Annotated in this window: 16 protein-coding genes and 2 pseudogenes; 4 read left to right on the forward strand and 14 right to left on the reverse strand. The window is 33.5% G+C overall.

Translation table 11 applies throughout. The features are described from left to right. Nucleotides 1-1,095: 1,095 nt before the first annotated feature. From AAG068_RS16760 to AAG068_RS16800, 9 genes and pseudogenes are all read right to left on the reverse strand, one after another. Nucleotides 1,096-1,182, reverse strand: a pseudogene (locus AAG068_RS16760) (DUF3888 domain-containing protein); the annotation flags it as partial. 21 nt (nt 1,183-1,203) lie between these two features. Continuing rightward, a complete protein-coding gene (locus AAG068_RS16765; protein WP_342715074.1) occupies nt 1,204-1,533 on the reverse strand; it encodes an IDEAL domain-containing protein in 330 nt (109 codons plus the stop codon). A gap of 125 nt (nt 1,534-1,658) precedes the next feature. Beyond that, the gene (saiR, locus tag AAG068_RS16770; RefSeq protein ID WP_001083471.1) at nt 1,659-2,072 is read right to left on the reverse strand and encodes an Rrf2-family transcriptional regulator SaiR; all 414 of its coding nucleotides are present in this window, start codon (nt 2,070-2,072) and stop codon (nt 1,659-1,661) included. 193 nt (nt 2,073-2,265) lie between these two features. Beyond that, the gene (locus AAG068_RS16775) at nt 2,266-2,400 is read right to left on the reverse strand and encodes a BA3454 family stress response protein (RefSeq protein WP_144613957.1); all 135 of its coding nucleotides are present in this window, start codon (nt 2,398-2,400) and stop codon (nt 2,266-2,268) included. Nucleotides 2,401-2,430: 30 nt separating this feature from the next. Further along, the gene (gene spxA, locus AAG068_RS16780; protein WP_342715076.1) at nt 2,431-2,826 is read right to left on the reverse strand and encodes a transcriptional regulator SpxA; all 396 of its coding nucleotides are present in this window, start codon (nt 2,824-2,826) and stop codon (nt 2,431-2,433) included. Between the two features lie 357 nt (nt 2,827-3,183). Then, nucleotides 3,184-3,750 (reverse strand): SGNH/GDSL hydrolase family protein, encoded by a 567-nt coding sequence (locus tag AAG068_RS16785; protein ID WP_342715077.1) that lies wholly within the window; start codon nt 3,748-3,750, stop codon nt 3,184-3,186. Nucleotides 3,751-3,766: 16 nt separating this feature from the next. Beyond that, nucleotides 3,767-4,591, reverse strand: coding sequence for a hypothetical protein (locus tag AAG068_RS16790; RefSeq protein WP_342715078.1), 825 nt, complete (start codon nt 4,589-4,591; stop codon nt 3,767-3,769). A gap of 25 nt (nt 4,592-4,616) precedes the next feature. Further along, a pseudogene (locus AAG068_RS16795) lies at nt 4,617-5,177 on the reverse strand (DUF7010 family protein). A 26-nt stretch (nt 5,178-5,203) separates the two neighbouring features. Then, entirely contained in the window at nt 5,204-6,043 is an 840-nt protein-coding gene (locus AAG068_RS16800; protein WP_342715079.1) for a phosphotransferase family protein, read from the reverse strand. A 175-nt stretch (nt 6,044-6,218) separates the two neighbouring features. Here AAG068_RS16800 and AAG068_RS16805 point away from each other — a divergent pair, with 175 nt between their 5' ends. Then, on the forward strand, nt 6,219-6,428 hold the full coding sequence (locus AAG068_RS16805) for a hypothetical protein (RefSeq protein WP_000801653.1): 210 nt from the start codon (nt 6,219-6,221) through the stop codon (nt 6,426-6,428). Between the two features lie 33 nt (nt 6,429-6,461). On the opposite strand, the gene AAG068_RS16810 is transcribed toward AAG068_RS16805, so the two are convergent. The 4 genes from AAG068_RS16810 to AAG068_RS16825 form a co-directional block, all read right to left on the reverse strand. Then, entirely contained in the window at nt 6,462-7,361 is a 900-nt protein-coding gene (locus AAG068_RS16810; protein WP_342715082.1) for a PhzF family phenazine biosynthesis isomerase, read from the reverse strand. Between the two features lie 11 nt (nt 7,362-7,372). Next, nucleotides 7,373-7,936, reverse strand: a complete 564-nt coding sequence (locus tag AAG068_RS16815; protein WP_342715083.1) for a GNAT family N-acetyltransferase — start codon at nt 7,934-7,936, stop codon at nt 7,373-7,375. Between the two features lie 145 nt (nt 7,937-8,081). After that, a complete protein-coding gene (locus AAG068_RS16820) occupies nt 8,082-9,581 on the reverse strand; it encodes a class I adenylate-forming enzyme family protein (RefSeq protein ID WP_342715084.1) in 1,500 nt (499 codons plus the stop codon). A gap of 133 nt (nt 9,582-9,714) precedes the next feature. Beyond that, nucleotides 9,715-10,248 (reverse strand): NAD(P)H-dependent oxidoreductase, encoded by a 534-nt coding sequence (locus tag AAG068_RS16825; RefSeq protein WP_342719779.1) that lies wholly within the window; start codon nt 10,246-10,248, stop codon nt 9,715-9,717. Nucleotides 10,249-10,372: 124 nt separating this feature from the next. Between AAG068_RS16825 and AAG068_RS16830 the strand changes: the two genes are divergently transcribed. The 3 genes from AAG068_RS16830 (at nt 10,373) to AAG068_RS16840 (ending at nt 13,276) form a co-directional block, all read left to right on the forward strand. Further along, nucleotides 10,373-10,696 carry a winged helix-turn-helix transcriptional regulator gene (locus AAG068_RS16830; RefSeq protein WP_073515730.1) on the forward strand — a complete coding sequence of 108 codons (324 nt, stop codon included), beginning with the start codon at nt 10,373-10,375 and terminating at the stop codon, nt 10,694-10,696. A 587-nt stretch (nt 10,697-11,283) separates the two neighbouring features. Further along, on the forward strand, nt 11,284-11,499 hold the full coding sequence (locus AAG068_RS16835) for a hypothetical protein (protein ID WP_164083069.1): 216 nt from the start codon (nt 11,284-11,286) through the stop codon (nt 11,497-11,499). Between the two features lie 325 nt (nt 11,500-11,824). After that, nucleotides 11,825-13,276: an FAD-dependent oxidoreductase gene (locus tag AAG068_RS16840; RefSeq protein ID WP_342715085.1), complete on the forward strand. Its 1,452-nt coding sequence runs from the start codon at nt 11,825-11,827 to the stop codon at nt 13,274-13,276. A gap of 226 nt (nt 13,277-13,502) precedes the next feature. Here AAG068_RS16840 and AAG068_RS16845 read toward each other — a convergent pair whose 3' ends face one another. Continuing rightward, complete coding sequence (locus tag AAG068_RS16845; RefSeq protein ID WP_000453934.1) at nt 13,503-13,883, reverse strand: hypothetical protein; 381 nt, start codon at nt 13,881-13,883, stop codon at nt 13,503-13,505. Nucleotides 13,884-13,945: the final 62 nt, after the last annotated feature.

Raw genomic sequence — 13,945 nt, forward strand, 5'->3', positions numbered from 1 at the left:
CATCAAAATGAATCCAAATTAAAACATTCGCTAGATAGCGTCCTAATATAATTGTTAGCGTTAACAAAAAAGTTTACTCGTACTATCCGCTCCTTATATAAAGACCGCTTAAGAGAACAATATAGAATAGATTTCATAAATACGTTGCAACATTTCTAATAACAGTGTATTACTTTAATGGTTTCTCTGAATTACTTGTAACAGTAATTTTAGTTAAACCGGCCTCTCTTCATTTATGAGGCACTTCTTTCTCAATTCTATACATCACTTTCATAGCTTCGGCAGCATTTATGGTATTGATTACACAAGCCACTGAAGCACTTTACATACATTTCGCCTCTAACCACACACCTTTCTTACTAGTAATCGCATTTTTTATATTTTCTCCAGAGATAATAAAATTTCTCTCGACGCCCTCATTATAACGTGTATATTTATAAAATTAATATTTTTATATTTTCAGAATATTAATTGGATATAATTTTACATGGATAATATTTTACAGTTAGTATGTAACCCTTGTTCCTATCACTTAAAACGGTATTAATTAGCATAAAACAGAGTAAAATATTGTTTATTTAAGCTACTCATTTTAAAAATACTTATATCCATCTTTACCGAAAAATTTTATTTTGATTCAAAAAAGATATTCTAGTAAATAATTAATATAGTTAAAAAGAAATATCTCTTCAAATGCACAAGCCAATTTTCAGGATATATATTACAGATATTGCATTCGCATACATTTTCAACTTGATGGCAAAGAGAGAATCGCTAAAATTTTGCTCAACGAAAAAATAAGCTGCCCATATGGACAGCTTATTTACATCATTATTAGAGGTGAACAAACAAATCACTTCAATGTCATCTTAATTTTAGTTTTTTCAACTCTTCTTCAGGGATAATTCTATGTTTGTAATGAATGGATTTTATTTCATTTCCTTTTATCCCGCGTTAACGGACAGTAAAACTCCCACCTCAAAATTCAGTTGGAGCAAAGAAGTTAGATGGGAGTCGGGCTGTCCGTTAACGTCCGATTGGTGAGGGTTAATAATCAGTGGGGGATGAACAAAACCCCCACTGATTAAAGTTTCACTTTATCCGAAAAGTAATTGTGTCCTCTCCATAAGGCGGATTGTGTGCCCCTTCAAAAGTTTGAATTTGCACAGTTACATAGAAAATATAATAATGTAATCTTTACAATCACTCATTAACTAGCTCTTTTATCGAGTTTAATTTTGCAGAGAGCTCAATAAACCATTCTTCATCCCCTGTTAATAATGCAAGGTCTATAAGATAAAGGATTTGCTCCTTATTTATTACCTTTGATTCTGGAAGTTTGTTAACGTGTTTACTAAAGAGTAAAATCGCTTCTTTTTTTGTGTACTTATCATCGCGTTTCACAATGCTAACTGTAACTACATCTTCTACTTCATCAAGTGATACAATGTAACCAACTATGAATTCACCCTCATTTGATATTCCACGAACCCAATCTCCCACTTTTAAAACATGATTATTATTTGACATCATACTTTTTCACCTTCTTATACATATTTTTTGTAGCAATAAAAAATATATAAAAACTAACTTGAACTGTAATATTTTTATTTACAGTTATTTTTTAAGAACTCACGGCTACATAATAATTAAGCCGCTTAACGTTCTTGATTAATAAGGTCAACAACTTCTTTCATTGTATAATTCTTTAAATATTCACCTAGATGTTCTTCTGCACCTAAGAAAATAGCAAAAAGAACTTTCCGCATGTTCGAACCTACAATACACTGATCGTTTGATTCTGGACACTTCGGCTGCAATGCACCTTCAGAGGTTATTTGATACATATTCCAAAGATTAATTTCACTTAAATCACGGGCAAAAATAAAACCTCCACCCGTTCCCTCTTTTGATTGTATAAACTTATGTTTTTTTAACAAACTTAGTACTTTGCGAATACGTACCGGATGAACACCTGCACTTTCAGAAATAGCATTACTTGTTGACATCCGATCTGGCTGTAAAGCTAAATAAGTTAAACTGTGTATGGCCAAGGTAAAGTCGCTGTTCATTGTTGTCCTCCTACGATAAAAAAATGATTCCTCTCTTCGTAACATACTGTAGCCATAAATATTACAGATAGGTTAGTCAAACGTTAAAATATATAAGAAGCATGCTTAGCATGAAAAAATAAATCTCTTTATATTCTATCAGAACTCCCCTATATCTCCTAACTTCATATAGCTTTTTAAGCTGCAAATAAATTTAAACAGTCCACTGTCTCTTAACTTGTTCTTCTGCCAATTGTTTAATTTGTGTCCAAATCGTATCTTTACTCACAATAACATTTGTGTGATAGTTTCTATCTTTATAATTAACTGTAACACATACTTCAATCACTTCTGTCTCCTCCTTTCAAAATATTACTTATTAATTAGCCATTTTTTGCAATTCAATATTCAAAAATGCTCGAACGCTACGCGGTAAAAATTTGCGAATTTCGTCCTCATTAAAACCAACCTGTAATCTTTTTTCATCCAGCATAATTGGACGACGTAACATTTGAGGATACTCAATTATTAATTTATAAAACTCATTAAGCGAAAGCGCCTCAATATTTATATTTAATTCCTGAAAAGTTTTAGATCTAGTTGAAATAATTTCAGTAGCACCATCTTCAGTTAAACGAAGAATGGATTTAAGTTCATCGACTGTAAGCGAATTTGATACGATATTTTTTTCGGTATAATCAATTTGATGTTCTTCAAGCCATGCTTTTGCTTTTCGGCATGAACTACAGCTTGCTGTCGTATATAAAATCACCATATTTTACACACACTCCTTTACTTTTAAAATTATTATATAGATTATTGAAATGTATTAAAAAAAATTACAGTTTAGAATGAAATACACATTATATTATTTATTCGAGAATATTTAATTTATCTGTTTTTTACAAACGATGGCAACTCACTTCTAAAAACTATACTGTAATTTTAAACTTTACAGTTCAATTAATCAACTGTTAAGTCTTGGATGCATTCCATTAGCGGAACAAATTATATTCCACTTTATTCAGTTCTTCCCTACATGTTTAGCATAATAAAAACTACTATATTGAACACAGCAACATTGTAGGAGGAAATACACGAGCAAAAAAGCAAAGCGCGCACACTTTGCTTCTTACAAAATCCCTTTTAACTTTTTACCAATTAACTCCGCTACATATTCATAGCCTTGTCGACCAAAATGTAAACCGTCTTTTTCATCATTTTCTACTAATCTTTTATAATGAGGCTCTTGAATCATTTCAGCATACAAATTTAGAAAATAACTTCCTGTTTCCTTCGCTACTTCCTCTACTACGTCTGCATACTGACCAAGCACTTTATTGGTTCTATTATGCTGACGTTCTTCATCAACTGGCGCAGGATTAATAAGTAATACCTTTTCTGGTGAAATCATACTTACAATCTTCCCTAAATTATCTTTGTATACTTGTAATGGTACTGGATCAAATAATACCGAATCATTCGTACCAAGAAAAACTGTTACAAAGTCTGGTTTATGTGATAGTACATCATCTTCAATCCTATGTAACGCATCAAACGTATTATCACCCGGAACCCCCGCATTTACCACCTTCCAATTTGGAAACATCTCTTTTAGACGTGGTGTTAACCTTGGCGTTCCATCAAAAAACATTTCATCAGCTGTAATACTATCACCGAAGCATACTAAGGTTTTCATAGAGCTAATTCTCCTTTTACGTATGAAATAACTTTCCTTCTACTGCCTTAATATATCTTTCAGCAGAACGTTCCACTGCCTCATTTGCATTCTCTTTCACTACTCGGTGAAAAGCATTATATAAACGATTAAATTGGAACGGCTTCACTCGATTCGCCATTTCCTCCACTTTTCTTGCCGGTAATGGAATCAAATTTGGATAGCTGTACATGAAACTCACCCACTGCTGATCCGCTACGACTTGAATAATATCACCTGTTAATAAAATACCTTTCCCATCATTTCCTTCTTCCCAATGTAATACAGAACCGCCGCTAAAATGTCCTCCGAGACGATGAATAGTAATTCCATCCGCTAATTGTAAAGACTCACCAGACCAGTAAATAATACGGCTACTCGGGCGTACTACCCACTCTTTATCGTCTTCATGTATATAAATTGGTACATCAAACGTTTCTGCCCATTCTACTTGCGTTGAATAGTAATGAGGATGAGATAGTGCTATCGCATCTAACCCGCCCAACTCCTTTATCTTCTCAATTGTCGTTTCATCTAAATACGTAATACAATCCCATAGTAAACGATACGCTTCCGTTTTTACTACATATCCCGTTTGACCAATCGCAAATGCCGGTTTTGTCGTAATACTATAAAGCCCATTTTCTTCTTCTATCATTTCATTTTTATATGTACCACTCGATTGCAAGTTTTCTAAAGTCGTCCAAGACTGCCCTTTCGGATTCACATATTGTCTCTCCTCATCACAAATAACACAACTTACCGGTTCTTCCACACTCGCTGCATACTGTACGCCACACGTTGTACAAACGAAATTTTTCATCATAATTCCCCCTACCCCTATATTTTTATGAAACTGATTTTTGTTGATACTGATTTAATTTTTTATTTTCAATTAATAAACCAATTAGACTGAGTAAGTAGACAACTGTAACTGACAATGGAATGACAGTAAATCCATTGTCTGCAAAAAGAATCCCGCAAGCTGATGTTACGAATACAGTCCCTACTGCCAATAAACCATAACTTGTACTTTCATAAATCCATACGTACGGTATAAAATGAACGCCTATTAACATTGCTACTACAAAAGGTAGCCACTCTGGAACTTGAAAATAGGCAAGTAATACAAACGGAATATTTAATACATTTATCCCGCCAATTAATCCAGCTAAAGTCCCTAGCGGATTTCCTTTCGCAAACATATCAATTTTCAATATAGCAGCTATCATTAAGCCAAAAGGAAATACACAACCCATACCAATTAAATACACCCACACAACTTGCTTTTCTGAAAGAAGAACACCCGTTACACTTGCTACAATCCAAAATAAAATACCAGCTATTATAACTGGAAATCCTCTTTTCGTTCTTTATGCTAAATCTCGTTTTGCTTCTGCTATGTTCATTTCACTATCTCCCCAAACTATTTGTACTATAAAGCCGGCTTAATTTTGCCTATCCAATAACGCCAAGCTAGTAAATAATCTTCTAAATCTTTCGGGTGGTGTCTTAAACATGTATCTATACGCAAATATAATCCTATGACTATTTCCTCGTATAAATCTCGATCTTTTTTAAGAAATACACATTCTTTCATCGCATAATCAATCGTTTCTTTCGTTAAATCTTCCGGAGTTGAACAGAACGCGTAAATTAAGTCATATAAAGGATCTCCGAGGACTGGTAACGGATCAATTACTCCATGTAACCTATTTTCGCGAAATATAAAATTATGAAATCCGAAATCACCATGTAATAAAAATGGCTGATTTACTCCGGCATCCCTATTTGCTAGTTTAAGAACAATTCTATACTCTTCCTCATTTATGTAACGTTTTACATTTTCATAAGCTTCCATCACATTTCCTTTTAAAAATTCATTCCAAGATTGAACCGGACTTTCTTTCCACCCCCAGCCATCTGCCTCTGGGACAATTTTATACTTATTAATAACTTCTTTTACAAGTGTACGAAGCGTACTTCTTTTATATCCTTGTTCGCACGAAGTATTACCTTCAAGGAAAGAATATACGAAATATGTATGTAAAGGTTCCTTATACAAAAGCTTTGAAAATAAAGTATTCCCCCCATAAAACGAGAGAAAATTAGCTTCTTCACGTATTACGTCCGGTTCATTCAGCTTTACTACATATTTTTCATCCAACAAATACACAGTACTTGTCGTTCCTCCGTTCAACACTTTTATGCTATTTGGATCATGTGAAATAACTTTCTCCTTAACTAGTTGCGCAGCAATCATTGAAATGTCCATTCCCTCATCCTTCAATTCCGAAGATTCCCTCAACTTAAAAGACAACTTTACTATTATTTGACAAACAAATAGGAAACCCCTTCAAAAATCTTAATATAACAAAAATTCATTTACTTTTACATTTCAAAAATAAGGAAATAATAACAAGAACGTTACACACATATAGGAGGTCACTATGAAACCTGAATTTTTAAAAGCAGTACATGATGCTATTGGAAATGTCGAACACATTCATATAGAAGAAAGCGGTGCGGACAGCTTACTTATCCATCATGATGATGCACAGCAGTTACAACAAGTCGCTAAAACGTTAGAAAACAATAATTTCCGATCTGCTTTAAGAACAACTGGAGATGCTTCGTATATTGAAGTGTTGAACAGATAATGAAAGTCCGGATGTATTCCGGGCTTTCATTTCTTATATCGAAATTTCAAACTCTTTTACATACACCGCTGTTCCCGCAATATCTATTTGTAACTTTTCATTCTCTACATCTTTCGTTACATATACCGTTACACGACCATCTTTATTCATTTCCTGTCCTTGTTCAACAATTAACTCCATTTCATGGTCAAAATCTTTTTCCAAATACATCGCATAGTACGCTCCCATTACACCTGAAGCTGTTCCTGTCACTGGATCTTCTATTGTTCCAGAGTAAGGTGATGAAAAATGACGACCGTGCATTTTTGCTTCTGCATTATATGTTTCTGTGCAAAGCGGATGAATAGAGGCCTTTGGTATTTCTTTTAACACAAATGAAAATTCATTATTATTAGGTTTCATTTTCTCACATGCTTCTAGATTTTTAACAGGTACAATTACAGTCCAAATACCAGTACTTCCATATACAATTGGTAATTTTTCATCTAAATCATTTACTTCAAGACCAATACTGTGTGCTAATGCCTCTTGAGAACCTGTAAAATCTTGAAACTTTGGTGTTGCTTGCCTCATTTTAATAAAAGTTTCTCCACTTTCATTCGCATCTATATGTATCGGCAAAATCCCTGCCTTCGTTTCAATTGTTAAATTATGATTCCCTTCTAATAATCCCCTTTCATGAAGTGCATATATAGTCCCTACTGTCGCATGACCACATAAATCCATTTCATGACCGGGAGTAAAATAGCGAATCTTTATATCTGCTTCTTTTGAAGAAAGAACAAAGGATGTTTCATTAAACCCAACTTTTTCAGCAATACGCTGCATTTCCCCTTCCGTTAATCCATCCGCCTCTAATACAACACCTGCGGGATTCCCCATATGCGGTTTATTCGTGAATGCGTCATAATGAAATACGTTTATGTTCTTCATTTTTTAGTCCCCTATTTGTTCGTTTCATTATTTTTATAATAAATAAGAAAATCCATCCACTTACCATTCTCTAAAGAAAACGCCTCTCTCTTGCATTCAAAAGAAAAACCTGCTCGTTCCGCAAGACGAATGGATGGCTCATTATCAACACGTATATGTAATTCAATTCTATGAAAATGAAGACCATTAAAAAATAACGATAATGCGGCTTTCACACTTTCCATGCCATATCCATTTTTCCAGTATTGATTATGTATGGAATACCCCATCATCGCCCACTGATAATCCATACGTAAAATTTTTATAAGCTCTAGCTTTCCAATATTAGCCCCGTCTTCTTTACGAAAAACACCTAATACATACATCTCATCTCGATGTGCTGCTTCATCAAACCCTCTAATCCATTCCGTGAACCATTCTTTCGTTGAGGATGCCATAACTTGATAGCCATCGTCATATTTATACTGCGATGGTAGTCTCTTATGAAATCCATCGAACCAACTTTCATAATCATCATTTTGGAACGGACGGATCATAAGTCTCTCTGTCTCTATTTGTAATAGCGGCAGCTTCATTTATATCTCTTCCTTTAATTAATGATTGAATATTCTTTATTATCTTACAAGAAATACAAAATCTAGTAAATTATTATGTTCTTTACAAACAAAAAATCCAGTCATGCTCACTGCATAACTGGATTCCTCATCATCTAATCGCTTTTTATTTTACAAGTACACCTTCTCTTAATTCCCTCTTCAACACTTTCCCTAAAGCATTTTTCGGTAATTCTTCCATAAATACAACTTCTGGTATTTTATAACTTGCTAATTTTTCTTTACAGTGTTGTATAATTTCTTCTTCTGTTAAGGACGTTTGCATATCTTTTACAATATACGCTGTCGGAACCTCACCCCAAAAGTCATCCGGAACCCCAACTACTGCAACTTCTAAAACACCATGTATTTCATGAATGACATCTTCTACTTGATCTGGATATACGTTGTCACCACCGCGTATGATAACGTCTTTATATCTTCCCATAATATGCAGGAATCCGTCATCATCTATCATGCCAGCATCGCCCATGTTAAACCAACTATCTTTTACTACCTTCTTCGTCGCCTTTTCATTATTCCAATACCCTTTAAACATGTATGGACTTTTTACATGAATCTCGCCAACTTCATTTGTTGTTAGTTCATCACCTGTTTCTGGATGAACAATTTTCAGTTCTACATGTTTCAAAGTTTTTCCTACAGAAGACATCTTTTCTTTTCCCATCATTGGATGCCATGAAGTGACAACCCAACCTTCTGTACTCCCATAGCCTTGCACCATATATATTCCTTTTTCCATATATTTTTGAATAAGTGTTTCTGGCACTTTTGTACCACCGCTTTGCGCTACTTTAAAAGTTGAAATGTTTCGTTCCTTTTTATTTAGCTCATCAAGCATGTAGCTATAAACAGCTGGAAACGCAAGCATCGTCGTAATTTTCTCTTCTTCAATCTTATCCCAAATGAGAGTAGGATTCGAATCAGCTAAGAAAATCATCGTAACGCCATGATAAATGCAATTTAAAATAGAAAGCACGCCACTCATATGGAACAATGGATGCACGGATAAAAAGCGTTCACCTGCTGGAATTTCTCTTTGTCCTGCAATCTCAGCAAAATAATGATGTAAGTTCTTATGTCCAATGACACACGCCTTCGCCTGCCCAGTCGTTCCTGAAGTAAATAAGTAAATCGCATCATCATCTTCATGAACTTCTACGTTCGGCTCTGTACTTGGCTGTTCTTGTAATGTTAACTCAAATGAACCAAAGCCTTCTTTTGTCGTTTTCATTACATAAGGAATTTCTTTAACAGCATCAATCTTTAAAGCTTCATGAAATTCTTCATCAATAACTAACACTTTTAATTTCGCTTCTTTTATAATCGTTTCTAATTCATAAGCAGTAAGCTGATGATTTAGTGGAATACATACCGCTCCAATTTTTAAACTTGTCATCATAACGCTTGGAAACGGATGATTATTTTTGCATAGTATTCCAATACGATCTCCTCTTTGTACACCGCTTTGTAACAAATAGTGTGCAAGCTGATTTACTCGTTCATTATACTGCTGAAACGAATACCTTTTCTCTCCCCCCACAAGCGCTTCCAAATTTGGTGATTGCATTGCTCTTTTTTGTAATAATTTTTGCATCGTTCTCAAGTAAAACTCCCCTTTATATATGTTAGTTTTTTTATTTTACCATATTAACTATTAATTTACTAAAGATTACACTTAGTGAATATAAATTTTATAAAAATAGCCATCTACTTAACAAGTAAATGGCTGTTTCCTCTTATATATTAGAATACTCCTTATTCATCACATATCGTACATACTCCGGTGCGCTTTTATCAATCTCTTCATCACTTAATTTATATTCAGCACCATATAAATAAAACGAAGGTATAAATTTCATATCTGTATATAAGCACGTAGCTTGAAATGGTTTTGTTAACTCATCCATCGTGATTCCACTATTTTCATAGTCTTTTTCTAATCCACCTATAGAAATAGCTACACCAAACTCTTTCCCCTTCACTTTATCTCCTTTTGATCCGTACGCAAATCCATATGTTAACACATCGTCAAACCATTTTTTCAATAATGGTGGTGAACTGTACCAATAAAGCGGAAATTGAAATATATATCGGTCGTGTTCTACTAACAGCTTTTGCTCTTCTTCAATATTAAACTCCCAATTTGGTGCTACTTTATATAATTCATGCACCGTTATTTCATCCGAATGTTTTTCAAGTTCTTCAATCCATCTTTTATTAATTTTTGATTTTTCAATATCAGGGTGTGCTACAATTACAAGTGTTCTCATCATCTTCCATCCCCTTTTTTAATTATTCAATCCTTTACGTATTAGTATGAGTGAGTCACATATAATTGAAAAGTACGTACTTTAAAGTGCTATAGGAACCTTAAAGTACCTGTGGAGGTGTTATATGAATCAAAATGAAGACTGCCCAATTGCAACGACACTCGATGTAATCGGCGGAAAATGGAAAGTTCATATTTTATGTGTGTTGATGGATGGAAAAATGCGAACAAATGAAATCCGACGAGAAATCCCAAACATTACGCAAAAAGTTCTTACACAACAACTTCGGCAACTTGAAGCTGATGGGATTATCCATCGTACTGTATATCAAGAAGTACCACCAAAGGTTGAGTACACAATAAGCGAATACGGGAAATCTTTAATGCAAATTATGGATGAACTATGTGAATGGGGAAAAGATCATCAAATGAAAAGATTACATGACTAAAAGAACATTACCGTCTTTATTAAATCTGATACATTCATATTAGTAGTTCAATATTTCTATTGAAATGTTATAGTAGAGGGACTCCAACAACTTGTAATTTAGAACCTCAAATCTTTCAGAAGTAAAAAACAATAACATTCATCTATAAATACTCTTTATAACAAAAGTATCCTATACTTTTTATTAATTGAACCGCATCCTAGTTGTTAGACATATAGTCAACAATTTGAGATGTGGTTTTATTAGCCGAATAACAGCTCTCATCAACTTTAATAATCATGACTGCAGACAAAATACTTTGCAAAGAGTTCCTGTACAAGGTGATTTTTCACATAGACTTACCAAATAGCATTTTTATAAAAAACTTCTCACATTTAAATTGGACAAGCATATTTTATTATATGGGGACTCCCTACTCATAGAAAACTACCTTTCTATTCTAAGAGCACGCATATTTGTGTGCTCTTAAATTATTTACAATAAAATAAAGAGTTTATTAATTTTCTTAATTCACTATCGGAAAAGTACCCATAATAATATCTTTATATTTATCTATTGTTTTTTGATTTTTATAAAAATATATTATTTTGGAGTTGGTTAATACGTTACAAAAAACTGACCGTGTAATCATTATGGTCCCTCCATTTTCACAAGTGTTTGTTACATTTTACTCGTCATCAGGAGAACTTCTTTCATCACAAGTCTTATCTAATACCTCTCCACATCCTGTATCGATGTATGCACTTACTGAAATTGAAAGCGAATTATTTGAAGTCGAGTTAAAACCACTACTACTTCATTAAAACTACGAATAGCGGAAAGACCTTTACAACTCCCACATGGAACTACAGCAGTAGCATTTTTAGCAAAAATAGCACAAGTAGAAGAATCTGTAGCCGTTAATGCAAATGCCATTACATATCAATGCTCCCCAATGACTACTGCTGCAGACACGCTATATAGCTTTAACTACACACTTACTATGTAGACTTCTCCTAGAAACTTCATTTTAGTTTCCAAGGAAACTAAAATGAAGTATAATTATATATGTACAATAGATAGCATTTATAAATCTATTTACATTTTTTACATTAGCTCTTAAACAATTAAATAAATGGAGGGCATGATATGGACAATTATTATGATGTAGCGATAGTTGGTGGTGGTCCAGTTGGACTTATGACAGCATGTGAATTAGCTATCCAAGGCGTAAAAGTTGTTGTTTTAGAGAGAAGATTAGACCGGGTACGAAATTCTAGAGCACTCACACTACACCCCCGCTCCTTAGAATTGATGGCTATGAGAGGTATTGCAGATCGATTTTTAGCTAGAGGCAAGAAATTAAATACAAGTCATTTTGCTGCCTTAGATACAAGATTAAACTTTAAAAATTTAAATACTGATTTTCCGTATACACTTTTTATTCCCCAATCTATTACAGAAGAAATATTAGAAAAACGTGCATTAGAATTAGGTGTAGTCATTAAACGCGGGCATACTCTGAAAGACTTAAAACAATATGAAACATTCGTACAACTAGAAATAAAACAAAGAGAAACAATATATAAAATAGAAGTTCCATATGTAATAGGAGCTGATGGAGCAAGAAGTATAGTTCGTGAATTATCAAATATACCGTTTAGTGGAACAAACACAACAACTACTGCTATATTAGGTGATGTTATTTTAGAAGATATACCAGATACTCCATTTTTATCTACTTCTAATATAAATGGGATATTAATGATGGTACCTATTGCACCTGATGTATTTCGTTTTGCAATTGTTGATCCTAAGAATCAGACGATACCCGTTCATGTTGCTGTTACAGAAAAAGAGTTTATAGATAGTATTTATAGTATTACAGGTGAACATCTTCAAATTAAGAACGCAATATGGCTTTCTCGCTTTGGCAATGCAACCAAACTAGCAAATACTTATCAACATAAGCGTGTATTCTTAGCAGGGGATGCAGCACATATTCATTTCCCTGCTGGAGGACAAGGTTTGAATGTAGGTCTACAAGATGCTTTTAATATAGGCTGGAAATTAGGACTCGCAATAAAACAAAATAAATATGAAAGTCTATTAGAAAGTTATCATATTGAAAGACATGCTGTGGGAAAACAATTTTTCAAGGAAGTACAAGCGCAAGAACAATTAATGATAAACTTTTCAAACGCAGGAATGGAATTAAGGGATTTATTTTCGCACTTACTTACATATCCCGAGATAAATCACGATTTATCTGAAAGAGTAAGCGGCTTAGGGGTAATGTATTCATCGATGCACGATACAGAAAGACATCCATTGATAGGAAAAAGATGTACAAACCTCACTATTTCTTCTCTAAATAAGAAAAATTATAAACTCTTTGAATTAATGAAAGATGGTAACTTTATTTTATTAATACACCCTTCTTATATAGATAAGATAAATAAAATGAATATTGATTCGCACATAAAGGTAGTTGTAGGAGAAATACAAGATTCCGAGTTGAAAAATATAGATACCATTTTGATTCGACCAGATGGTCACATAGCCGACATTGAGTATAACAAGGTAGATAACTGCGAATAGTCCAGAAAAATGATTATCAATTATATTAGTGATACAAGATAAATTCACTTTTATAAAACGAAAAGAATCCTATTTATTTAGGATTCTTTTCGTTTTGCCCATCTCACTATTTATAAAAACATGTCTACAAGGGAAAAATACTAAACTTACAGTTAACTATAAAATTTCACTCCGATGGACTATAGAAAACTCCCACCTACACTCTTATAATCAAAAATATTTGTTTCTATTTCATATAAAGTATTATAAGCATCCATAAAGATAAAATACCAAGGATAGCAAGCACTATACGAGTAGATAGCACCCTTACTTCAAAATCAGTTTTCTTGGATGGTTCAGGATATGCAATTACATAAATTCCTTTTAATAGTGCGAGCCATGCAGTAAGTGTAATGAGTCCCTGCCAATTAAAGGCCCAAACATTATGTAGGATAACAGTACCTAAACCTAGGAAAATTGATAAAAATCCATACATAATTCCAAATCCCCTGTCTTCTACCACTAATTTTTTCAGTTCACGTAGTACAGATGGTCGCACAAAAAGTATTCCTGTGATGATAACCGTTACCCATCCCCAAAAAAATCCTAAAAAAAAGCTTACCTCCATTGTTACTCCACTCCTTTCAATTACATTTATATTTCAGTTATTTTCCCTTTAGTATTAGATCT

The organism is Bacillus paramycoides, from assembly GCF_038971285.1.
Classification (GTDB): domain Bacteria; phylum Bacillota; class Bacilli; order Bacillales; family Bacillaceae_G; genus Bacillus_A.